At 41.5% G+C, this 22,977-nt stretch carries 23 protein-coding genes and 3 pseudogenes; 15 read left to right on the top strand and 11 right to left on the bottom strand.

What is annotated here, in order from left to right; translation table 11 throughout:
* Positions 1-216 precede the first annotated feature (216 nt).
* The gene (locus tag HGO97_RS22710; protein WP_246597725.1) at positions 217-696 is read right to left on the bottom strand and encodes a DUF3795 domain-containing protein; all 480 of its coding nucleotides are present in this window, start codon (positions 694-696) and stop codon (positions 217-219) included.
* Positions 697-824: 128 nt separating this feature from the next.
* Positions 825-1,196 (bottom strand): MmcQ/YjbR family DNA-binding protein, encoded by a 372-nt coding sequence (locus HGO97_RS22705; RefSeq protein ID WP_216245473.1) that lies wholly within the window; start codon positions 1,194-1,196, stop codon positions 825-827.
* 556 nt (positions 1,197-1,752) lie between these two features.
* Between HGO97_RS22705 and HGO97_RS22700 the strand changes: the two genes are divergently transcribed.
* Positions 1,753-2,682, top strand: coding sequence for an SHOCT domain-containing protein (locus HGO97_RS22700; protein ID WP_246597722.1), 930 nt, complete (start codon positions 1,753-1,755; stop codon positions 2,680-2,682).
* 13 nt (positions 2,683-2,695) lie between these two features.
* Here the strand turns inward: HGO97_RS22700 and HGO97_RS22695 are convergent, their stop codons facing one another.
* The gene (locus HGO97_RS22695; RefSeq protein ID WP_216245476.1) at positions 2,696-3,400 is read right to left on the bottom strand and encodes an SDR family NAD(P)-dependent oxidoreductase; all 705 of its coding nucleotides are present in this window, start codon (positions 3,398-3,400) and stop codon (positions 2,696-2,698) included.
* Between the two features lie 286 nt (positions 3,401-3,686).
* On the opposite strand from HGO97_RS22695, the gene HGO97_RS22690 reads away from it, so the two are divergent.
* Complete coding sequence (locus HGO97_RS22690) at positions 3,687-4,220, top strand: dihydrofolate reductase family protein (protein ID WP_216245472.1); 534 nt, start codon at positions 3,687-3,689, stop codon at positions 4,218-4,220.
* Positions 4,221-4,368: 148 nt separating this feature from the next.
* On the opposite strand, the gene HGO97_RS22685 is transcribed toward HGO97_RS22690, so the two are convergent.
* Positions 4,369-5,544 carry a M20 metallopeptidase family protein gene (locus HGO97_RS22685; protein WP_246597720.1) on the bottom strand — a complete coding sequence of 392 codons (1,176 nt, stop codon included), beginning with the start codon at positions 5,542-5,544 and terminating at the stop codon, positions 4,369-4,371.
* A gap of 423 nt (positions 5,545-5,967) precedes the next feature.
* Here HGO97_RS22685 and HGO97_RS24630 point away from each other — a divergent pair.
* From HGO97_RS24630 to HGO97_RS22670, 3 genes and pseudogenes are all read left to right on the top strand, one after another.
* Positions 5,968-6,841, top strand: a pseudogene (locus HGO97_RS24630) (transposase).
* A 480-nt stretch (positions 6,842-7,321) separates the two neighbouring features.
* Complete coding sequence (locus tag HGO97_RS22675; RefSeq protein WP_216245471.1) at positions 7,322-7,837, top strand: hypothetical protein; 516 nt, start codon at positions 7,322-7,324, stop codon at positions 7,835-7,837.
* Positions 7,838-7,842: 5 nt separating this feature from the next.
* Positions 7,843-8,046, top strand: coding sequence for a helix-turn-helix transcriptional regulator (locus tag HGO97_RS22670; RefSeq protein ID WP_216245470.1), 204 nt, complete (start codon positions 7,843-7,845; stop codon positions 8,044-8,046).
* A gap of 56 nt (positions 8,047-8,102) precedes the next feature.
* On the opposite strand, the gene HGO97_RS22665 is transcribed toward HGO97_RS22670, so the two are convergent.
* Both HGO97_RS22665 and HGO97_RS22660 read right to left on the bottom strand, forming a co-directional pair.
* Complete coding sequence (locus tag HGO97_RS22665) at positions 8,103-8,606, bottom strand: hypothetical protein (protein WP_216245468.1); 504 nt, start codon at positions 8,604-8,606, stop codon at positions 8,103-8,105.
* Between the two features lie 42 nt (positions 8,607-8,648).
* Positions 8,649-9,056, bottom strand: a complete 408-nt coding sequence (locus HGO97_RS22660) for a DUF4430 domain-containing protein (RefSeq protein WP_216245466.1) — start codon at positions 9,054-9,056, stop codon at positions 8,649-8,651.
* A 207-nt stretch (positions 9,057-9,263) separates the two neighbouring features.
* Between HGO97_RS22660 and HGO97_RS22655 the strand changes: the two genes are divergently transcribed.
* A complete protein-coding gene (locus HGO97_RS22655) occupies positions 9,264-9,803 on the top strand; it encodes a DUF6323 family protein (RefSeq protein ID WP_216245464.1) in 540 nt (179 codons plus the stop codon).
* A 21-nt stretch (positions 9,804-9,824) separates the two neighbouring features.
* Positions 9,825-10,673 (top strand): DUF6179 domain-containing protein, encoded by an 849-nt coding sequence (locus HGO97_RS22650; RefSeq protein ID WP_216245462.1) that lies wholly within the window; start codon positions 9,825-9,827, stop codon positions 10,671-10,673.
* Positions 10,674-10,697: 24 nt separating this feature from the next.
* Here the strand turns inward: HGO97_RS22650 and HGO97_RS22645 are convergent, their stop codons facing one another.
* Positions 10,698-11,264, bottom strand: coding sequence for a TetR/AcrR family transcriptional regulator C-terminal domain-containing protein (locus HGO97_RS22645; RefSeq protein ID WP_216245460.1), 567 nt, complete (start codon positions 11,262-11,264; stop codon positions 10,698-10,700).
* Between the two features lie 401 nt (positions 11,265-11,665).
* Between HGO97_RS22645 and HGO97_RS22640 the strand changes: the two genes are divergently transcribed.
* From HGO97_RS22640 to HGO97_RS22630, 3 genes are all read left to right on the top strand, one after another.
* On the top strand, positions 11,666-12,241 hold the full coding sequence (locus HGO97_RS22640; protein ID WP_216245458.1) for a manganese efflux pump MntP: 576 nt from the start codon (positions 11,666-11,668) through the stop codon (positions 12,239-12,241).
* 141 nt (positions 12,242-12,382) lie between these two features.
* The gene (locus tag HGO97_RS22635; RefSeq protein ID WP_216245457.1) at positions 12,383-13,738 is read left to right on the top strand and encodes a radical SAM protein; all 1,356 of its coding nucleotides are present in this window, start codon (positions 12,383-12,385) and stop codon (positions 13,736-13,738) included.
* A 50-nt stretch (positions 13,739-13,788) separates the two neighbouring features.
* Positions 13,789-14,781: a lysylphosphatidylglycerol synthase transmembrane domain-containing protein gene (locus HGO97_RS22630; RefSeq protein ID WP_216245456.1), complete on the top strand. Its 993-nt coding sequence runs from the start codon at positions 13,789-13,791 to the stop codon at positions 14,779-14,781.
* Between the two features lie 165 nt (positions 14,782-14,946).
* On the opposite strand, the gene HGO97_RS22625 is transcribed toward HGO97_RS22630, so the two are convergent.
* The 3 genes and pseudogenes from HGO97_RS22625 to HGO97_RS22615 form a co-directional block, all read right to left on the bottom strand.
* Positions 14,947-15,204 (bottom strand): spore coat protein, encoded by a 258-nt coding sequence (locus HGO97_RS22625; protein ID WP_216245455.1) that lies wholly within the window; start codon positions 15,202-15,204, stop codon positions 14,947-14,949.
* 12 nt (positions 15,205-15,216) lie between these two features.
* Positions 15,217-15,399 carry a hypothetical protein gene (locus HGO97_RS22620; RefSeq protein WP_216245454.1) on the bottom strand — a complete coding sequence of 61 codons (183 nt, stop codon included), beginning with the start codon at positions 15,397-15,399 and terminating at the stop codon, positions 15,217-15,219.
* 357 nt (positions 15,400-15,756) lie between these two features.
* A pseudogene (locus tag HGO97_RS22615) lies at positions 15,757-16,452 on the bottom strand (gamma-glutamyl-gamma-aminobutyrate hydrolase family protein); the annotation flags it as partial.
* Positions 16,453-16,628: 176 nt separating this feature from the next.
* On the opposite strand from HGO97_RS22615, the gene HGO97_RS22610 reads away from it, so the two are divergent.
* Together HGO97_RS22610 and uraA are read left to right on the top strand one after the other, a co-directional pair.
* A complete protein-coding gene (locus HGO97_RS22610; RefSeq protein ID WP_246597718.1) occupies positions 16,629-17,660 on the top strand; it encodes a dipeptidase in 1,032 nt (343 codons plus the stop codon).
* Positions 17,661-17,840: 180 nt separating this feature from the next.
* Complete coding sequence (gene uraA, locus HGO97_RS22605) at positions 17,841-19,103, top strand: uracil permease (RefSeq protein WP_216245453.1); 1,263 nt, start codon at positions 17,841-17,843, stop codon at positions 19,101-19,103.
* 168 nt (positions 19,104-19,271) lie between these two features.
* Here the strand turns inward: uraA and HGO97_RS22600 are convergent, their stop codons facing one another.
* Positions 19,272-20,492 (bottom strand): argininosuccinate synthase, encoded by a 1,221-nt coding sequence (locus HGO97_RS22600; RefSeq protein ID WP_216245452.1) that lies wholly within the window; start codon positions 20,490-20,492, stop codon positions 19,272-19,274.
* A gap of 399 nt (positions 20,493-20,891) precedes the next feature.
* Between HGO97_RS22600 and HGO97_RS22595 the strand changes: the two genes are divergently transcribed.
* The 3 genes and pseudogenes from HGO97_RS22595 to HGO97_RS22585 form a co-directional block, all read left to right on the top strand.
* Positions 20,892-21,434 carry a sigma-70 family RNA polymerase sigma factor gene (locus tag HGO97_RS22595; RefSeq protein ID WP_216245451.1) on the top strand — a complete coding sequence of 181 codons (543 nt, stop codon included), beginning with the start codon at positions 20,892-20,894 and terminating at the stop codon, positions 21,432-21,434.
* The gene (locus tag HGO97_RS22590; protein ID WP_216245450.1) at positions 21,418-22,479 is read left to right on the top strand and encodes a DUF4179 domain-containing protein; all 1,062 of its coding nucleotides are present in this window, start codon (positions 21,418-21,420) and stop codon (positions 22,477-22,479) included. The genes HGO97_RS22595 and HGO97_RS22590 overlap by 17 nt, the downstream gene beginning before the upstream one ends.
* Before the next feature lie 276 nt (positions 22,480-22,755).
* Positions 22,756-22,875: pseudogene (locus tag HGO97_RS22585) on the top strand (helix-turn-helix domain-containing protein); the annotation flags it as partial.
* Between the last annotated feature and the right edge of the window lie 102 nt (positions 22,876-22,977).

The following is a 22,977-nucleotide window of genomic DNA, read 5'->3' as shown; positions in this document are numbered from 1 at the left end:
ACGCAAATATATGCGTTATATATAAACCAAGGGCTGAATGCTCATAAAGAAGCCTTCAGCCCTACCATTATCATAGAAGATCTGCTTTTACAGAGATTTCTTCACACACTCATTACCGCTGTAATTACTCTCTTCCTAGTTGCTGGGTAGTATAAATGTTTATCTCGGAATTACTCTCTTCCTAGTTGTTGGGTAGTATAAATGTGGTATAAATGTTTATCTCCAACGCTTAAATACAATCACCTCAGCATTGGAGCCATATTCGCCATACTCAGCGACCAGGAGATATTTTTCGTCAGCTACAATTCCATAACACCTGTCACTGTCTTTTTTGTGTAATTGATTTCCAAAATATATTTTGTTATCGTCCCAAAACTTAACAAGTTGTCCATTTGGCAATGGATATTTAATGTTGATGAATGAACCTTTAAGAGCATTAAGGTTTGTGACCAATTCCATATCCTGTATATTAAGCTCGTTAAATGCTGCAATCAAATTTTTCTTGAATTCGCATAAAGCATTCTCGCCATCTTTTAAACATAATGCAACTATGCACTCGGAGCCAAAGGGACGTCCTTTTGTTTCCGTACATCCGTTACAGGTATTACTCAATTCACATTTGGTACAATCAACTCCACATATAGATTTCGTCATTTTTATTCTTCCTCCATTCATTTGTAAAATCTCATCTTCCAAGTAACCCTACATCCTGCACACTGGTCTGATATACTTAAAATACTGTTCTGAATCATAATAAAAGTACATGATTCTGTCAGGAGAAGCACCAAGACAACACCCAGCTCCAATATAATCAAAGGTAGCCTTTAACAGTTGGTGGTGGATAAAATTTCCTGCTGCTTTTTCTTACTGAAACCTTTCAGCACCAGCTTATAGGATTTATCCAACATATCCCGCAGCAGATCATCCGGTACACAGCCATCTGGTTTTATAGAATTCCAATGTACTTTATTGCAGTAATACCCCGGGATAATATCTTCATACTGCTGTCGAAGAAAATCACCCTCTAAAGGTTCCAACTTTAGCGTGATATAATAGGGCTTATCATCCTGGTCGAGACAGATAGCAGCAAACATTTTTCCACCGATCATATAACGAATCCAGTTCCATTCCTTTTTCAAATCCTTTGTAACACTTGGTTTTTCCATTAGATATTCATCAATCCATGTGTATTTCATATCTTTTCATCCTTTTTATAGTATTGTTGTTATGTATTTTATAACATAACATTCCTGGCGGATTATTTCTGATGCCATGAGAAATATTTCATCCTGGTATATTGACAAATACAGTATATCATATTTAACATGACAACTGTCGATCGTGTTTGAAAAATAGTAAAGAAAAGATAAAAGTCATCGTAAGGAACAATTTATTTGGAATATGATATGCGTAATCTTCAGCCGACACCACTTATAATCTTAGCAATTCATATCGTTTCATGTTATACTAATATTCGAAAATAATGAAAAGGGAATGACAAAAATTTGGAGGAAAAGAAATGCTATGATTTTCTACAGGGAAGAAAAATCCGTGATAATCGGTAAGTTATAAAGAACAATAAATTTATAAGGATAACTAGGAGATATAAATAATTGGGATTGGAAGTAATGATAAAATTACAATACTTAATTTCTAAAGCGGGAGAAGAGTATGGAGTTTTGTAGTGTATGCGGCAAAAAAAGTCTTATGCCGGAAGAGTACGGAAATAGTTGTTTATGTAAAATATGTTCGATGAAAATTCTTTCACCGACATGGAAAAATAAAGAATATTCAACAAATGAGGAAATTGAAAAACAAAAGGAAATAGTAATGAAAAATGCAGCGGAGAATGGATTTCCTACGAAGGTAATCAATGATCTAGCAGATTTTTTTACAAGTAAAAAAGTGGAAGGGCTAGTAAAGAATTTCGATGGACACAGTGGTCAGAAGATGGCAGTATGTGATTCGTACTGTATCATCAATACGACAGGCAAATTTGATTATAAAGAAATAGAAAAAGCGTATCTAAAGTTGATGATACCAGAGGAAAGAGGGCAGAAGCCTTCGGTGGATATGCTGGATGGCCTTAAGACCACACAGAAGGCGGTAGACATTATTGGAGATGTTGTTGGAGATATACTGCCAGTGAAAGGGTCTTTGAAACGACAAATTGTGAAAACCGGGAAAAGTTTTGCATTGAAAGCAATTTCAGAACAGCTAAGCGGAGGAACCAAGGCTATGCGTGGTGTACAATGGGGCGAACGTTTGGTTGATTATGGTGAATATCAGATTGTGAAATTCGTGGAACCGGTCGGAAAAGAAGCGTATGGATTTATCAGGCTTCAGAAAAGTGAATATGAAGAGGACTCAGAAGAGGATATTTTGTTTTTCTTTTCTTCGGACGAGGATATTAAGAATGAAGCAAAGGTGCTATATGAGTTTATCAGAAAAAGAGTGAAAGTGATAAAGGAGGAATCTGAAATTTCTAATCGAGCGCCTTCTAGTCAGATGGGATCTGTCCAGTCAGCCTCCCAACAACACGGGGAGGCACCAGAAGCCGCAGTGGAAACAGTTTCTTTATCTGTTGCAGATGAGATATTGAAATTCAAGCAGCTTCTCGATATGGGTGCCATCACACAGGAAGAATATGATGCAAAAAAGAAACAGTTGTTAGATTTGTAAACTCGTACATACGTCAGGGTTCCAGAGTCCAGCCGAAGTCGTCGTGATAGATCATTTGTTTGGTCATGCCGCCGTCAATACAGATATTCTCTCCCGTGATGAATCCAGCTTTATCCGAGCAGAGAAAGAGCACCATATTGGCGATATCAAGAGGATTGCCTACACGGTGGACAGGCTGTTGCAGGGCATCGGCCCCTTGATACTGGGCAAAATCCGTATCGATCCATCCGGGAGAGATGGAGTTGACTCTTACCCGACCTGCCAGGCTGACGGCCAGCGCATGGGTCAAGGCAGCGATTCCACCCTTTGCTGCGGTGTAGCTTTCTGTATTCGGCTGGCTCATGCGATCCCGGGAGGAAGAGATGTTGATGATAGAGGCACCGGGCGCAAAGTGGGGCAGGAACAGTTTGGATAAATAAAAGGGTGCAGTAACGCCGACCTGGAGTGCATACTGGAACTCCTCATAGGTACAGTCTGGAATTCCCTTCATGAGGGGAAGTGCATTGTTGATCAAATAGTCGATATGTCCATAATCAGCAATGACTTTTTGGGTAAAACGGACTAAAGTATCTTTATCCGCCAAGTCTCCGGTAAAGTAGTCGTTCACATCTTTGTCGATTATGCAGACAGTTGCGCCAGCTTTCTGGAATTCTCTGGCGATGGTCTTACCGATGCCTTTCGCACCACCTGTTATAACGGCAACTTTATTTTGAAACATTTGATTTTGGGACATACAAGAACCTCCTTATATATTTTGTGGATATATCTATTCTATATTTGGTTATATTAAGCATATCCTTTTTTGGTCCAATTGTCGATTGTAAAATTAACCACATCAAGGAAGCAGCGAAGCGGATTACGAATATCTGCTTTGAAAATGTACGATTTGCACCACAAAGATTAATAGATTCTAAAATGTGGTCAATAATAAAACGATGGAGTCTATAGCAGGGGTTTTAAAAGTAAGGGAATGAATGGAGGACTCCGAGGTGAAAGGAGCTGCTATGAAACGAGTGGTATTATTTATTGCTATGAGCCTTGACGGATATATTGCAGATTGTGAGGGAAATGTGGACTGGCTGATGGGACAGGAGCCACAGCAGGATGATATGGTAAGCTATGATGAATTTATCAAAGAAATCAGTACAGTTGTGATAGGATGGAATACGTATCATCAAATTATAACGGAATTATCGCCTGGAAAGTGGTTTTACAGTGGGCTGAAAAGTTATGTGCTGACTCACAGGAGACTTCCTTCAACAGAAGAGATTGTATTTGTGGATGAAGATGTGTGCAAATTAGTACGGGATTTGAAAGAAATCTCTTCAAAAGATATCTGGATCTGCGGTGGGGCAGCGGTGATCAGGCCATTGATAGAAGCAGATCTGATCGATCAGTATTACATTTCAGTGATTCCAACAATACTGGGTGATGGGATTCGTCTCTTTGAAGGGAAAAGCAGTGAAATAAAATTGAGACTGGTGAATACAAAGAGATACAATGGAATCGTAGATTTAGTTTATGAACGCAGAATGTAAGCAACATTATCTGGATTTTTCCATTTACACTTAAATGCTGCGCACTCTGTTTCAGGGCCATAGAGAGTAAGGGACGGGACATGATATCCGTCCCTTATTCTTATGACATGATGTTGGGGCAAAAGATATTTTGTTCCTGGTATCACGTTTATCCTTCATGGGAGGAAAGCCAGTCCATCGCAGCTTTTGCATAGATAGCGGCACCATAGGGAAGACAGTCTTCATTGAAAAGGATTTTAGGATTGTGCTGTCCCACCCATTTTGACTGATCTGTGACGCCAGCTCCGATACCGAAGTAGGTGGCTGGTATTTTTTCTGTAATGAATGCAAAGTCTTCGGAACCCATCACATGATAGAGCGGAAGGGCCTTTACATTAGAATCCATCTCCTGAATACTTTGGAGAATTCCCTTTGTTAGTTCCTGATTGCAGCCCACGGACGGAACGTTGCTGAGTACCTCGATTTCTGCAGTGGTGCGGTAGGCAGAGGCAATGGAATCAGTGACTTCCTTAATTCTCTTAATCAGATATTGGGTGATCTCAGGCTTGAATGTTCTTAAGGTTCCTTCGAGAATGGCCCGTTCTGGAATAATATTTGCTGCACTTCCGGCATCAAATCGACCAACTGTCAATGCGGCTTCATCTGTGGCAGAAACCTCACGGGACAGGAGCTCTTGAAGGGCCAGATAGATATGTACGCCTGTGTTAATTGGATCCACACCCATCTGCGGCATGGAGCCGTGTGCCCCTTTCCCGGTCAAAGTGATGCGAAAGCCGTAGACAGCAGCCATAGGGTAATCACCATATATGAGGACATTGTTCGGAAGGGCAGCAGCTACATGCATAGCAAATGCAGCATCAACCTTGGGATTTTCCAGTATTCCAGCATGGATGGCTGCCTGAGCACCAGAAAAAGTCTCTTCTCCGGACTGGAAAAAGAGTTTTACAGTTCCTTTGAGCTCTTCTTCATGTGACTTTAGAATTTTTGCAGCCCCAAGCAAGATGGCGGCGTGCATATCATGTCCGCAGGCATGCATCTTTCCATTTGTAGAAGCAAAGGATTCGCCGGATTCTTCCTCGATGGGGAGCGCATCCATGTCACTTCGAAGCAGAAAGCACTTGCCGCCGTGTCCAATCACCGCCGTAATGCAGGAGCATTCCTCATAAATCTGATAGGGAATAGCCATTTCCTCTAATTTTTCCTTGATAAACGCCACTGTTTCAGGCAGAGACAGTCCTGTTTCTGGAATTTGATGCAGTGTACGACGCCAGGATATCAATTCTTCACGCATGCTCTGGGCTTCTTCCAATAATTGTTGAGCCATAATAACCTCTCCTTTTTATAATTGTAGTTAGATATTTCGTGAATGATCCGATAGAAGAAACACCGGTAGATTCCCGATTGTCTATTAAGTTAAGAGTAAGACAACGAGATTAGAAAGTCAAGAAGTTATCCGAATAATATTCGGTGAAAATTATAAATGTCTTACTTGACTTAGCACACATACGGTTTTCCACAGGTGATCTCCCTTACACGGTTTTCTCGGGTTACTATTTACCTTCCTTACACGGTTCCTCAATTGTAATCAGAGATTCCATACCTGCTATCTCAGATGAGTGTAATAAGTTAATAGGTATTGAGGTAAAAGAAAGGTATGGATTTTCTTTTACAAATGAAATGAGACTGACTGGATAGTTGGTCTTTTTTCTGTTATGCTTTGATTTCTGGCGGCTGGAAAGGAGTCACCATGTCAAAGTTTTTATCATATGAAGATCGAATGATTATTGCACAACGCCTTCAGGAGAATGCCTCTTTTGGTGCGATCGGAAAAGAGTTGGGAAAAGACCGCACAACGATTACTAAGGAAATTAAAAGGTATTCCTATGACAAGAAAAGTGGTCGTCCTGGATATCCTTATAATCCATGCCGGTTCCGTACTATATGTAAAGCGAAAAAGCTGTGTGGAGCTGGTTGTACGCATCCATCCACATATAAATGCAGTTTGTGTTCTGAATGCATATTCCACTGCCCGGATTTTGTAGAGGATGTCTGTTCTGTCAAAAATAAACCTCCTTATGTGTGTAATGGCTGCAGTCAGCTGCCCAAATGCACACTATACGATACACTTTGTAGAAACCAGTTTGATGTTAGCCTTTTTAAGGGAGGCGAATACATCCGCTTCTATAATAGAGATTATGAACCTGCTGGATAAAGTACTTGGGATCGAAACATTCCGTCGTTTGTTTCCGGTTATTCTGACAGATAACGGAAGTGAGTTTTCAAATCCAAAAGAAATTGAACAGCGCAATACAGTTCCATGTAATCTAACGAATGTATTTTATTGTGATCCAAGCGCTCCATATCAAAAGGGAGCCTGTGAAGTGAACCACGAATTGATTCGTCGTATTCTGCCCAAAGGGAGCAGTTTTGACGATTTAACCCAGAAAGATATCGTTCTAATGATGAACCATATCAATTCTTATAAAAGAAAAAAGCTGAACAACCGTAGCCCATACGAAGCGTTCAGCTTTTATTATGGAGAAGATGTGCTTAAGAAACTGGGATGTTCACCGGTTGCCGCCGAGAACATTATCCTAAAACCGAAACTTCTCAAAAAGTAACAGATAAATTTGCAGAGTGCCGCCAGAATAGAACAATTCTATCCAATCAAAACAGGGATGGATTCTCCGAATACAAAAATTTCGAGAGGGAATTGATCTCTGGTTGTTGTACGCAAATTTATTACTGAATGTATTATACCATATAGAAATAAGAATGAAAATCCGGGAATCTTACTTACAAAATGGGAGTTTCGTTTACAAACAGGGAATCTCGATTACAAAACTGGAGTTTCATTTACAAATCGGGACCCTTGGATTACAAACGGGATTCTCGGGTTACTATTTACCCCCTTACACGGTTTGGGTTACATAAAGAATGATTTAATTGAAAATATGTAAAATATAGTTGACATAAAGTAAAACGAAAGCTATAATGTGAATTATAGAAGAGAAGTAAAAATGCTTATAGGATGAAAGACAACGTAAGTAGAGAATGGATACGCGTTAAAAAGGATTCTTTATGGAAGAGGAGGAAGAAAAATGGGTCACAGCAGTTATTATTATTTAGGAATTTTAGCAGGAATCATGGTAGGGATCATTGTAGTTGCGATATCAAAACGCATAAAAAATGGGGGCAAGAAATGCGAATATGATGAGCGCCAGACGGCCGCACGAGGAAAAGCCTTTAAGTATGGATTCTTTTCCCTGATTGCTTATCTTGTCTTGTATGGCATTATCCAGGATATGACAGGAGTCTATTGGGGAAAGGGTATGGTAGGAGTATCACTTGGAATCTGTATATCCATAGCAGTATTTGCAGTGATCAGCATATGGAATGATGCTTATTTTTCATTATGGGAGAATCCCAGGCAGTATGTCATCACTTTTGCAGCAGCATTTGCAATAAACATAATGGCCGCAGTTCCTATTTTCTTCCATGGAAAAAGAGATATGGACTATGCATATATTAATCTATTTCTGGCAGTTACATTATTCATTGTATTAGTTACTATAGTACTAAAGTTTCAGAAGGATAAACGCGAAGGGGATGAATAAGGACAATGAAGAATCTTAGATTAAAGTCTGCCCGTGCCGCGTATGATATGTCACAGCAGCAGCTTGCTGAGGCAGTCGGTGTTTCCAGACAGACGATCAATGCCATAGAAAAAGGGGATTATAACCCGACAATTAAACTTTGTCTTGCTATCTGCCATACCCTGGGGAAGACGCTGGATGAGCTGTTCTGGGAAGAAAAGGTGGAATAAAATCGAAAGCACGGAGGAATTTTAGATGTCCCCTGTGCTTTTTTTATTATGAAAAATTATGTTCTTACAATACCTGCCTTAAGCATCTGTGTCATCACCCGATACAGCGGTCTATATAGCAACAGGCAGAGTACGGTATTTCCTGCGCAGTGCAGAATGTCATAAGGTATCCCGCTGATCCAGTAGGCGAGTCCGCCTCCCATTCCTCCGGTAATAAAGTAAGGGATGGCACAGAGCATCCCGAAACAAAGCCCGTAAGCACCGGCAACGATGGACCAGAATACAGGGGAATGTGAGGTCTTGACCAGTAACAGAACAAGTAGTGCAAGCAGGGGCCAGATATAAAGGTAATTGAACCACCATAGGCCAAATCCATAGAAAAGACCTTCCAATACGATAAACGAATAAAGAATAAAAAACACTTTTTTTCGATACAGTTGTGTATATAGAATGACCAGAAGAGTGACTGCTTCTATATTCGGCAGCGAGGCCATAGCGACTTGGGCCGCAAAAATGACCCCGGTTAACATAGCCATGATCACCAGATCTTTTGTTTTCATAATGCTCCTTCTTTCTTGCCCACAATTAGTATCCTTCTGTATTTAGTATCCTTCTGTCAATGTCAGTTCGAATACATCGCCATCCTCGATGGGCGTCTGATCTGCGGAAGTGTTGACCTGTTCACCGCCTTTGGTGAGGCACCACCATTGCTGCTTGGAGTCGTCAGCCTTTTCATTGTCAACAGAAGTGATAAACAGTCCATATGGTCCGTCTTCTCCCTCCACAAGTCCTTCGTTTTTGAGGACCTCTCCCAGATAAGCTTCCTCTGTCTGATATTTAAATTCATTCGTGCTTTGATCACTGTGAGATACTTTTACCATAACAGTTTTCGTGCCCTTTGCCCCTTTCGGCATCCATGTTTGGTAAAGGAACAGCCCGGCGATACATGCAGCAACTAAAATAATTAGACCTATAATCAGACCTTTTGAACTTCTTTTCTGTTCGTGCATAAATATCCTCCTGATTGATTAGACTGGATTAAGTATTTAAAATTTGAGAATAAAAAACGAGGCAGAATTTCATTTTCTACCTCATCTCCATTTTTACTATACTACAAAATGGTCTTTTTTTCAAGACTTGTAAAGATATCGGAACGGATGTAGAATAACATACCAACTAAGATTTGCGGTTCGTTTATGGAAGAAAGGGGCAATGTCATGGAGGAGCAGGTTTTTGAATTAATGCAGGCGGCGCGAAGGCAGGAGGAGTTGTCTGTCGTATTGGGGATGAATCAGAAGACACAGCAATTTGGTCTGGTGTTAAAGGAGGATGATGTAAAAGAATTAGTCAAAACGCATCAGGAAAGTTTGAAATTACACCGTCGTTTCGAATGGGGCGCAGGGATTTTGGAAAAGCTGATTTTTGTTTTCTGCGATTCGCAGTATTTGGATCAGCAGAATTATCTTAAAAGTTTGGAACGTCTCCAAGACATTTTTTATAAATTCAAGAATGCCTCTTTAGACCGTATGTCAGATGATGAGATTCTGACCTTTATGAGAGAACAGTTCGAAGGAATCTGCGCAGGAAGCCTGGATTATTTGGAGGATACCTGTCTTACTATTTATACTGATGCAATCAGGAATGGGTATGATGGGTTCATAGATAGTATGGGCAGCGGGGATTATGAGAAGTTTGACGAAGAAAAACGCTGGGACAGTGAATTGTATATGGAGGTCGTAAAGGAATTGTTTTGGTAATAAAAATCTGGAGGAACTGTTATGAATTATAAGGTAGAGGAACTAATGCCTGTGGTTGCCCGCTTGGCAGATAAGTACACATCCAAAGAAAGTACATCCATCTCCTATGATACGGCACAGCAGTTGATGGAGGCCGTTTGGTATTGCATTCGTGAATGTGAGGGGGAGAAGCGGGATAGTTTACTCGAAGGAGCACAGATTGGATGTATGACTGCCTACGAAGAGGGATATCGGATTGCACTTAACAAGGTGCTTACAGCCAAGGAATTATATCATCAGATTGCGGTCGGTTTTGATGATTTTGGATGCCGGAATTATAGAGAAACAATCATCAAAGGGATGCCTGTATTTTTTACAAAATACGATGTCAGATTTGAGCCGCAGAACCAGATACTTACATTGGATTACCCTGTACTGAATCTGAATTTGGAGAAAAAGGGGATCGACCTTATACTGGAATATTTGGAAAAGACAGCATATGAACAGAAATTTTTGAAATATTTTAGCAGGAGAGGAGTCATGAGGCTGCTGGAACAGCGATGCATGGATTACAGGGAACTTTATCTGGATAATATCTGTGAACCCGTACTTCTGCGTGGCGCGGCCTGTCTGGCTGCGGAGACGGTGGTGTATAAATTAAAACTTGAGGAAGAAGATGTTGTTGCAGCAAAAGAGTATTTTATGACGGAACCAACTGTGAGACAAATGAGTAATTCAAAAGAAAATTCAATGAAGCAGTTGGAGCGAAAGCTGGAAGTTCTCTATGACGTCCTGGAAAGGAACATTATGAAAGAAGACTACAAAGGCATCTTCCGAAGCTGTGCCCATGAAGCTGCTGTCAGACTGAACAGCAATGTGCAGCTTTTATAGCCCCGTCCCACATGAGGTTGATTTCTATCTGGGAAATTCAATGACATCTAAGATGGAATTACGGATGATATAATTATAAGCCTCCCATACCTGATCAGAAGAATAGGGGGTATCGTGAGTGATCCAGTATTTTAAGGAATCTGTCAGCCCAAATGTATAGAACCTGGCCAGCGCGTCCTTGGACAGCATCGCAATTTTGTCTGGGGACCGCAGGGGGTACTTATTAAGCAATGAGAGCAGCAGATTGAAGACATACTGATACAAAAGATTTTCAAAGGAATTTGGGCCTTCTATTGTGTATAATCTTTTATATAATTCGCGGTCTTTTTCGAGACAACTGCACAGAAGGCGGAAAACGCCCTCCTCCATATTATTATCGACAAGAACCTGAATCTTATCAGCAATCTCTTTTTCTAAAATCCATTCAATGACTTCATATTTATCCTGAAAATGCTTATAAAAAGTGGGACGTATGACGCCGGCACCGTCGGTAATCATCTTAATTGTAATCTTATCAAAGGGGGTCTGCATGACCAGCTCTTTGAATGACATCGTGAGTAAATCCTTTGTTAATTCCTTCTTATCTTCCATAAAATCGCTCCTTTCCACAAATTATACCATAATTACTAAGCTTGTGAAATACCTCGCAAAGTAATTAGGTATATGTCTTACTAAGCTCGAAAACGCCTCGCTAAGTGCGGGCATTATACCATAATAACTAGGCTCGTAAAATACCTCGCAAAGTAATTAGGTATATGTCTTACTAAGCTCGAAAAGACCTCGCTAAGTGCGAGCATTATACCATAATTACTAAGCTTGTGGAATATCTCGTGTCTGTCGGGGCGACAGATTTTGGGAATTGTAGCCGGAAAGAAGGCAGATAGGATGGATTGTGCTGATTGAGATACAATGTGAAAAAGCTGCATATTCTGTCAGTATTGTCCGGGTGCTAGAATAAAATCAAGCAAATGGAAGGGAAGGAGAGGAGGAAAATGGCAGCATTTGAAATCCTTATGATTTCAGTCGGATTATCCCTGGATGTGTTTGCGTATGCTTTGTATAAAGGTGCGATGATGCCGGAAATTAGAAAAGGTCCACTCATTAAAATCTGTACGATTTTTACGGTATGGCAGATGGCAAGCCTGCTTCTTGGAAATATGATTACCAATATTTCAATGATTAAGACATCCGCGGGACGTGCGGCAGTACATTGGAGGATTCTATCCGTCATTATATTTGTGGGACTGGGGCTGTACATGATAGTAAAAGCCGGGAAACAGACAGTGATCATTGAAAGGAAGGATGGCACGGTAGGGGTAAGGCAGATTGCCATATGGGCATGCATTACAAGCATAGATGCATTTCTTGCAGGAATCGGATTCGGTTTTTTTCAGACTGATTTTTTCTTTACAACGGTCAGTGTGGGAATCGTCACAGCATTGAGTGTGATTGTGGGGATTTATGCCGGATATTGGATGGGGTGCCAATCTAAGAATAAAATCGTTACTTTGGGAGGCTGCATTCTTCTAATTGGGGGAATCGAACTTTTGATTCGCGGAATTAGCTGAAACGACCGTATTTATGAAGACAATAATTGGTGGAACATACGAAAAGAATTGAGAGGTACGATATCATCTCATCAGGAAGAAGCGAAGGAGATTCCGAATATCCGCTTTGGAGAAGTTTTTTAGAAAATGGAGGAAAGGGTTATGGGAAAAATAAGACATCAGGCAGAAAGAGCTGCTTTTGGAAAAGTGGTTGATTCAGCTATGAGGCATATAAACAAGGACCGTGAAAAAAGTTTTTTGAAAATTGTAGATCTGACAGAAAATTTTGCAAAGGATAGATTCCGCCCCGAGAGTTATGAGGCTGCAAGGAGGATGATTCAGGACCCGGAAGGCAAATGGATGACTTATGTAGACCGGATCTTGGATGAAGTCAGTCCTAATGTCATTCGTACGACTGCGATGAATCTTGGCTTTGAGGCCATGTTGAGTGGGACGAAAATTATGCATGAGAGCCGGGAAAAATATCAGTGCAATATTCCATGGCTGATACTTTTGGACCCGACCAGTGCATGTAATCTGAAATGTACGGGCTGCTGGGCAGCAGAATATGGGCATACCTTATCATTAACATACGAGGAACTGGACAGTATCATCACCCAGGGAAAAGAACTGGGAATTTATTTCTATATGTATACAGGCGGAGAGCCGCTTGTGAGGAAGGCAGATATCATCAAATTGTGTGAAAAACATAACGACTGCGCATTCCACGCTTTTACGAATGGAACCTTGGTGGACGATGCTTTTTGTGAAGAAATGGACCGGGTGGGTAATCTGTCCTTATCGATCAGTTTGGAAGGATATGAGGAGGTCAATGATGGACGTCGCGGATCTGGTGTATTTGATCAAGTCATGAAGGCCATGGATACCTTAAAAAAACACGGTCAGATTTTCGGGACCTCAATTTGTTATACCAGAGCTAATATCGATACGGTGACCTCAGACCAATTCTTGGATATGATTATTGAAAAGGGATGTCGTTATGCATGGTATTTCCATTATATGCCGGTTGGAAATGATGCGGCTGTAGAACTTATGCCGACAAAGGAACAAAGGGAATATATGTATCATAGGATTCGTGAAATACGGGCTATGGAAGGTGGAAAACCAATTTTTACATTTGATTTCCAGAATGACGGGGAATATGTCGGTGGATGTATTGCCGGCGGCAGAAACTACTGTCATATCAATCCAAATGGGGATGTGGAGCCGTGTGTCTTTATTCACTACTCCAGTGCGAACATCAAGGAGGTCAGTCTGCTTGAGGCACTGAAACAGCCGCTGTTCATGGCATACAGGGAAGGTCAGCCATTCAACGAGAATCATCTGCGTCCTTGCCCGATGCTTGAGAATCCAGAGAAATTAATGGAAATGGTACATAGGACAGGGGCAAAGTCCACAGACATGCAGTCACCTGAATCAGTAGAGCATTTGTGTGGAAAATGCTTTGAGTACGCAAAGGAATGGCAGGAAAAAGCAGACGAGCTCTGGAAAAAGTAAGGTGAGCATCGTTGAAAAAGGAAGAAGGGAAAACCGGGGTTGGATCTGTTTTGAAAAAGAGTGTTTGGAAACTGGTTTTCCTGGTAATTGTAATCATAGTGATCTGGTTAACATTAAAAGATTCCTGGGAAGAAATCTGGAGCGAATTGAATCATACATCCTGGAAAATTATTGCGGGTGTCTTTTCACTGAGCATCCTGTACAATTGCTTTGATGGGATAGCGGTCGCAAAGCTTGTGAGAAATTATGCTCCCGGATTTGCATGGCAGGATGGAATCTTATGTTCTTTTTATTATAGCTTTTTCCGAGTGGTTACTTTCGGAAGCGGGACTGCTGCCGCAGGCATGTACTATGTCAACAAGAAAGGAATTCCTGTTTCAGCCAGCTTGGGAATCTTTACTCTTAATTATACTGTACAACGCGCTGCGATCTGTTTGTATTTTATTTTCGGCTTTCTGAGTAACTATGGGGAAATGAACCATCAGTACGGTGGGTATCAGAAGGAAATGATTTTGGGGAGTGTGTTGGCGGTCGTGACAGTAGCTGTACTTATAATTTTTTGTACCTATAGACCATTGCATAAAAAAACACTTGCATTGGCACGTCGGGCAGCCCAGAAGGATACGCAGAGAGAAAAAATAGATGAATGGGAAGAGAAGGCTGTTCTTGTTCGGACAGAGGCTTACAGGGTCTTGAAAAATAGGAAACTTCTATTGAACGTTATAATGCTTAATTTTTTAAAACTCAGTATGTGGTATTTTATACCGGCAGTGGTCTTTCAAATGTTGAATTCCCCGAAGCTTTCAATGCTGATGTCCGTAGCAGCTATGATGACAGCGTTATCTGGTGTGATTCCTGCACCGGGTGGCGTGGGAGCAGTCGAATTTGTTTTTGTACTTCTTTTCACCCCGCTTGTAGGGAGGACAAAGGCTGCATCAGGAATGTTGATTTATCGATTCTCCACCTATATATTGCCGTTCCTGTTTGGGGCAGTCGTTGTCCTCAAGACACAGGTGTTATCAAAACGAAAGGAAGAAAAATAGAACACGAAGTCAGAAAAATAAAAGGATAAAAAACGGAATGCAATATACTTTATGAGGCAAGTGCCTGCAATTTAGTATATTGTATTCCGTTTTTTTGTTTACCTTTTCATAACCCGATAGCAGCTATTGCTGTTTATCAGCAGAAGTTTGAATTCTTAGGTGAGATTAAAATGTCTTAGGCTGTGTCAGAATGTTCTTTACATGATCAATCTCTTCCTGTGTTGCCTTTGCCGCAGGAACATAATAACTTTTTTCTCTTGCTACCTGATAAAGCTTTTCCTGGGACATTTCACATTCATTACGGATCTGCTTTAAGCATTGCTTTAACTCTTTGTTTTCTGTCTGTGGAATCATACCACCAAACATTTTTAATTCTCCATTTACTCCGACTAAAGCGTCGGAAACCATTGTTTTTTCATTCATATGCGTCACCTCTTATAAGAATTTCATCAGATCTTGTTTGTTTTTCATTGCAGAATCAGCCGCATCCTGGAACAGCTTCTTGACCTCAGGATCTTCAGCCTGGGATGCATAATCAGTCATTTTGCAATGTGTTGTGTCATAGCCGCCAATTAAATGACGCAGGTTCTGTAAATCAAGCATAGAAATTTCAGACATATTAAAACCTCCTTAAAAATTAATGATTACGAGTTTTATTATGCCCGGGGCTGGGAAAAATATTATCGAATTATTCATGTAAAAGTGACCATTTCTGTCAGTTGTCTTTTCTGCTTATAATTTGAATGAATGGAAAAAATACATCATCTGTTTCTATTCATAATTAAATATTTTAGTACTGGTAGAAATTTCTTTTTTTGTAGAACCGGATTTGTCAGTATTCATTTTTATGGAGTTTTCTTCCCCAGGGTCTGACGCAGATGAATCGTTTTTTGCAGTGCTATCTTTGATAGAGTCTGTTTTTATAAAAGCATCCTTACCGGGAAGATCCTTGTCTGCTCCTACAGGTGGGCGAAGCCGTGCATGCAGAACAAACTCAGAGAATAGTTCCCGCATTTCAGGTGAGGTACGGTACATGCATTCTGGGTGCCACTGCACGCCAATCGCAAATGGATGTCCCGGCATCTCGATGGCCTCAATGGTCTTGTCTGCTGCATGTGCGCAGGCGGTCAGATTTTTTCCCAGCATTCCGACACTTTGATGGTGGAAACTATTCACATCCAGTCTGGAACCGACATATTGATACAATTGTGAATTTTTTTCCACATGAATCTTGTGACTGACCTCAGAACGGGAATAGGACTGCTGCATATGGTTCAGCGGTCTGCCTGGCTGGAGAGAGAGGTCTTGATAAATAGTTCCGCCGCACGCAACATTATAGACCTGCATTCCCCGGCAGATGGAAAATACTGGTTTTTTGGTGGGGAGGACAGCTTTCATCAGACGAATCTGAAAGAGGTCCAGGGTGATATTTGTTTTTCCTATACCATTTTTAGGCTCCTCTCCAAATAGAAGAGGCGTGATATCATTTCCGCCGCAGAAGAGAAAACCATCACAGAATGAGATATATTCCTGGATGGCAGAGTCAGATCGAATCAAGGGCAGGATAAAAGGCAGTCCCCCGGAATAGCGGATAGACTGGATATAAGTATTGGTAACAAACTGTCTGTCGCCTGCAAGTCCACAGACAACAACTCCGATTTTGGGTTTCATAAGCACTCCTTTTCTGGCATAAGATAGTTTGACAGCGGAAGAACCGTACACTAATATATTGAGTATAGGGTATGTAAAAGGATGGGAAAATATACCTTTGGGTACTATTTGAAGGATCGTTTTAGTGACCTGTCTGCCGAAGGCACTGATATGGCAGGACTTTCGGAGGGGGAGAAATGAAAAGGAGAGAAATGATGATGAATTTAGTAGATATGCATTGTGATACCATCAGCCGTCTGATGCAGTGTCCGGCACAGGAGAGTCTGGTCAATAATAAGCTTTGCATCCGTCTTGATAAGATGGAAAAGGTGGGGACGTTGGTACAGTTTTTTGCCTGTTTTGTTCATGCGGTATCTTATGAGACAGACAAAGGAAATGCTTGGAATCAGGGGATGAAAGACCGAGCAATCACTGCCGCTGCCTGGGATAGAGCCTGGCAGGCCGTATTGGATATGGCAGCAAGGATAGATCAGGAGCAGAATGAGAAAATCAACGTGGCATGCTCCTATGAGGATATTTTGAAAAATCAGGAACAGGGGAGGATCACTGCGATTAAGACAGTGGAAGAGGGGGGCGTTTTAAATGGCAGTCTGTCAAGGCTGGGTACGCTGTATGAGGCTGGAATCAGATTGATGACATTGACATGGAATTATGAGAACTGTCTTGGATATCCGAACAGCAGAGACAGTTCTGTCATGGAACAGGGACTGACTGCGTTCGGGGCGCAGACCGTGGAGCGGATGAATGAGTTGGGGATGCTGGTAGATGTCTCTCATTTATCCGATGGCGGTTTTTGGGACTGCATCCAGATCAGCAGGCAGCCGATCTGTGCCTCTCATTCGAATGCGCGTGCTCTTTGTTCTCATCCACGGAATCTGACCGATGAAATGCTGAAGGCACTAGGAGAGAATGGGGGAGTGGCAGGTCTCAATTTTTATCCTGCATTTCTCTGCGAGAATGGAAATGCGGCGGTGGATGACATCGCGCGCCATGCTTTACATATGATTCAGGTCGGTGGGGAGGATGTTGTTGCCATTGGAACCGACTTTGATGGATTCGACAATGAGCCGCGTGAATCGTGGGTCAATGATGTGTCTGATATGGAGCTTGTATGGGAGGCAATGTACAGAAGAGGCATTACCCCGCGGCAGATAGATAAGATCAAATCACAAAATGCACTTCGAGTCATAAAAGCAGTGATGAAGTAAGTGTAAAACTGAAAATTTGAGGAAATTTCCATATAAAATAAATTTTCTAATTTGTTTCTTTGTGGTACAATAGAGAACGATAAAGTGAATGCAGACAAAGCAGCAGTGCGGCCTGCATTCATGAGCAATCAGCAAAGTGGATTGCGAGTGTCTATTTTACGGAGAGAATTGGAGGGCTATATGGAAAATCGAAGAATCATTCAGGTAGAAGAAAAAGTTCCATTTAAGATGCTTGTACCGCTGAGCATTCAGCACATGTTCGCCATGTTCGGGGCATCAGTACTGGTTCCGTTTGTATTCGGAATCAATCCAGCCATTGTACTATTTATGAATGGAATTGGTACATTGTTATTTATTTTAATCACGAAGGGAAAAGCACCGGCTTATCTTGGCTCCAGTTTTGCATTCCTGGCACCGGCAGGAATCGTTATCAGCAAATGGGGCTATAATTATGCTCTGGGTGGATTTGTAGTGGTTGGTTTTTGTGGGTGTATACTTGCGCTGATCATTTATAAATTCGGCTCAGACTGGATCGATGTCGTGCTCCCGCCGGCAGCAATGGGACCGGTCGTTGCGCTGATCGGGCTGGAGCTTGCTGGGACAGCCGCATCCAATGCAGGATTAAAGGAGGAGGTAGTTGATTCTAAAAATGTGATTGTGTTCCTGGTAACACTTCTTACAGCCGTGATCGGTTCTGTGGTGTTTCGCAAATTTTTATCTGTCATTCCAATCTTGATCGCAATTATAGCGGGTTACATTGCGGCGTTATTGTGCGGAATCGTGGATTTTGGAGAGGTTGGACAGGCAGCTTGGTTTTCCCTGCCGAACTTTGCCACACCGAAATTCAAATGGGAGGCCATTGTGATTATCCTTCCGGTGCTTTTAGTGATTGCATCCGAACATATCGGGCATCAGATCGTGACCAGCAAGGTGGTAGGAAGAGACCTGCTGAAAGATCCGGGCCTGCATCGTTCCTTATTTGCGGATAATTTTTCTACTATGGTCTCAGGCTTTATTGGCTCTGTGCCTACGACAACTTACGGGGAAAACATCGGGGTCATGGCAATGACAAAGGTCTACAGTGTGTATGTAATTGGCGGTGCGGCGGTACTGTCTATCATCTGTTCCTTTATCGGAAAGATGACAACACTGATTAGCACAATCCCGGGTCCGGTCATTGGAGGTATTTCTTTCCTACTTTATGGTATGATCGGTGCGTCCGGTATCCGCATCCTTGTGGAGGCGCAGGTAGATTACGGAAAATCAAGAAATATGGCAATGACATCCGTAATCTTCGTAACCGGACTTTCAGGAATTTCCGTTCAGTTCGGAACAATCCAGCTTTCAGGAATGGTGCTTGCATGCGTAGTTGGAATGCTGATGGGACTGATGTTCTTCGTGTTGGACAAGCTGAAACTGACCAACGATCGGGAAGAAGAATAAGAGACTGTTCGTTGAGAGAGCCTATAAAAGCGTCGACAAAACAGAGATATATTTGAGAGAGTATGAAGGGGGATACCAAGTTTTCATTAGGTAAACTTGGTATCCCCCTTTAACAGATTTAGTTGCTGCTCAACAAAATTCTTTCTATCCAACTCTAGTCTTGATTCCTTACTTCTCAAGCTCCTGCATCTTCATTGCGCGTACCTTCAGCGGCAGTCCAAACAGGTTGATGAAGCCTTCTGCATCATGATGGTCATACAGTTCGCCAGTCGTGAAGCTTGCCAGTGATTCGCTGTACAGTGAGTACGGTGAAGTCGTTCCAGCCTTGATGATATTGCCCTTATAAAGTTTAAACTTCACTTCTCCAGTCACATATTTCTGTGTTACTTCGATAAATGCCTGAACAGCCTCACGCAGTGGTGTGAACCATTTTCCTTCATATACGATCTGTGCAAGCTTATTACCCATATCTTTCTTTACTTCATAGGTAGCACGGTCAAGAACAAGCTCTTCTAACTGATCGTGTGCTTCCATAAGGATGGTTCCGCCAGGAGTCTCATATACACCACGGGATTTCATACCTACGACACGGTTCTCCACAATGTCTACGATACCGATTCCATGTTTACCGCCGAGTGCATTTAATTCAGCTATAATCTCAGAGACCTTCATCTCTTTTCCATTCAGGCTCTTCGGTACGCCAGCCTCGAATGTCATGGTTACATATTCGCCTTCATCCGGTGCTTTCTCAGGAGTAACTCCCAGAACTAACAAATCGTCGTAATTCGGTTCATTTGCCGGATCTTCCAGTTCCAGTCCTTCATGGCTGATGTGCCACAGGTTACGGTCACGGCTGTAGCTGTGCTTTGCATCAAATGGAAGATCGATTCCATGCTGGTGGCAGTATTCAATCTCATCTTCACGGGACTGCATGGTCCATACGTCTGTCATACGCCATGGAGCGATGATCTTGATATCAGGAGCCAGTGCTTTGATTCCCAGTTCGAAACGAATCTGGTCATTACCTTTTCCGGTTGCACCGTGACAGATTGCAGTAGCGCCTTCCTTGCGGGCAATCTCGACCAGCTTCTTTGCGATGATCGGACGTGCCATAGAGGTTCCAAGTAAGTATTTGTTCTCATAAACAGCGCTTGCCTGTACGCATGGAACAATGACATCGTCACAGAATTCGTCGATAATATTTTCTATGTACAGTTTAGAAGCACCTGATAATTTGGCTCTCTCTTCCAATCCGTCCAGTTCTTCTCCCTGTCCGCAGTCGATGCAGCAGCAGATGACTTCATAATCAAAATTTTCCTTTAACCATGGGATAATTGCGGTAGTATCGAGTCCGCCTGAATACGCTAAAATAACTTTTTCTTTACTCATTTTATTTGCCTCCTAATGCATTTCACTTGTATAATAATGTATCTCATTGAGCATAAGCCCTGAATAAGACGTTCATATTGAACTGTGATTGTTCAACGAGCTAACACATACTATACACTATATTTTATAATTATGCAATAGAAAATGCAAAAAAATTCATTTTATACAGAAAATGCAAATAAATATACAGGGATAAACTGAAAATATACAATGGTTATGCATAAAAATAATGTGGCAAAATTTTGTAACCGAATCTGGGGGCGTGAAGTCTAATAAGTGTAAAATAAAAGCAGGTACCAAAAGGAAAATTCGAAGAATGAGACCTTTAGGTGTGGAAACTGCTGCCGCGGTGATACAAAGTATCAAAAAACTTATTTTACCGGAAAGGAACAAAAACAGATGAATAAGGATGAAAAGCACCAAAGGCTGGTGAAAAAGGCGATCCGGGGAAATGCGGATGCTTATGGGCAGTTGATCCAGGAATATCAGGCATATCTGTATAAAATGGCATTTCTTTATATGCGAAATCAGGAGGATGCGCTGGATGTAGTCGGGACAACGGTACTCAAAGGATATCAGAATATCAGGTCACTGAAGAATGCGGAGCATTTTAAAACGTGGATCACAAGAATTCTGATGAATGCTGCTAATGATGCGCAGAAAAAAATCGTATATTACAGTGATATAAATGAAGTACAAATTTCTGAGAGACATAAAGGGGTGTCACTGGAAGAACAGTATGATCTTCATGAAGCAATTGAGCAGCTTCCAGATAAGTACCGCACGGTTATTATACTGAAATATTTCAGTGGTATGTCCGTGAATGAAATTGCGTTTGTACTGGATTCGCCGGAGGGAACGGTAAAAGCGTATTTAAGCCGGGCGCGGGATTTATTAAAAAAATATTTGAAGGAGGATTATATGTATGCAGACCATATTTAAGGAAATAGAAATACCAGAAAAAGAACTGAATGATGTAATAAATCAAAATTTAGATAAGGTTCATATATTATATAAGAAGAAACAGAGAATGAAGCTGATCTCTGTCTGTGCAGCAGTGGCCGTATTACTGGCGGCTGGGTTTGGAATCTGCATTTCAAATCCGGTGATGGCAAGCCAGATTCCGCTCATTGGCCGTCTATTTAATAAGGTGCAGGATAAACAGCAGTATTCCGGGGACTACAGCAAAAATGTGCAGCCAGTGAAAGGGGCAAATGTCAGTGAGACAGCGGGCATTAAGGTGACTTTATCGGAATTGTACTGCAATACAGAGGCGTTGAATGTGTCTGTACTAGTTGAATCGAACGAGGCATTCCCCCAATATGCACAGGAAGGATATGAAGAACAGGGAGAAATGAAACAACAGATATTCATGGATGTCAGTCATAAGTTCGATTTTATGAAGGATGAGGTAACCCAAGGGTATGAATATATGTGGGTGGTCGGAGAATTTCTGGATGATCATACATTTGCAGGAGCATTTCGAATTAATTTTAATATAGGAGATCTTTCTGCCGTAGAAATACCAGATTCGTTTCAATGGGATATGCATATCAATCGAATAGAAGTTGGTAATGAAACTGGCAAAATTGAGACATTCTCGGATGCCGGCTGGGACTTATCGGCAAAAGTAACGATGGATACAGAACAAACGATTACAAAAGAGAGTAATGATTTTGCACCAACAGGACAAGGGATTATATCCGTAACTAAGACGCCATATGAGATTATATTAAACGAAGCTGATGCAACAAAGGAAGGAGACATCAGATTCGTATTAGATGCAGATGGAAAGTATATGGTGGATAAGCTGGGCATGATACCAGTGCAGGACCATAATGTATCTAAAATAACAATCTATTATTTCCAGGAGCCGGATGTGGAGAAGTATGTACAACTTCAGGAACGAGTTGCTAAAGGAAATGATGTGGAAGAATTTATGAAAGAAAATTCGATTTATCATATTGAAATAAAATTTGATGAATAAAAAGACGAATCAGGAAATTAAGAAAGCCAGAATTTCGCAATGGATAGGATGTGCGGAATTCTGGCTTTTTAACTGCTGGTTAATTTTGTTAACAGAATTTAACGACTATTCTATTGTTAACTCATAGGATGTCTGCTATCCTGAAAACAAGAAGGAAGAGGTAAGTCAAGGCGGATTTTCGGAATCTGTTTCTCTGCTTTCTTGATGAGATCACAATGGAAAAGCGGGATGTAAACGAAGAATCTTAGCAACATATGACCGCTTTAGGAGGTATTTATGAAGATTCACGAAATTATTAGAAGCAGCAGGAAGGAGCGGGGCATGACCCAGGATGAGCTGGCAAAATATCTTGGGGTATCGGCTCCGGCTGTGAACAAGTGGGAGAAGGGAGTTTCCCAAAGTTAAAGATACCACATCAATCCCACGCGGACTTTTGCTCAACCGATACAGCCGGAGGGCTGGATAACAAGAAAAGGCGGTATGCGCCCCGTGGAGGGG

Source organism: Faecalicatena faecalis (assembly GCF_012524165.2).
GTDB lineage: Bacteria > Bacillota > Clostridia > Lachnospirales > Lachnospiraceae > Faecalicatena_A > Faecalicatena_A faecalis.
Note: the sequence above shows the minus strand (reverse complement) of the source record. Positions and strands in the feature narration are given on the sequence as shown.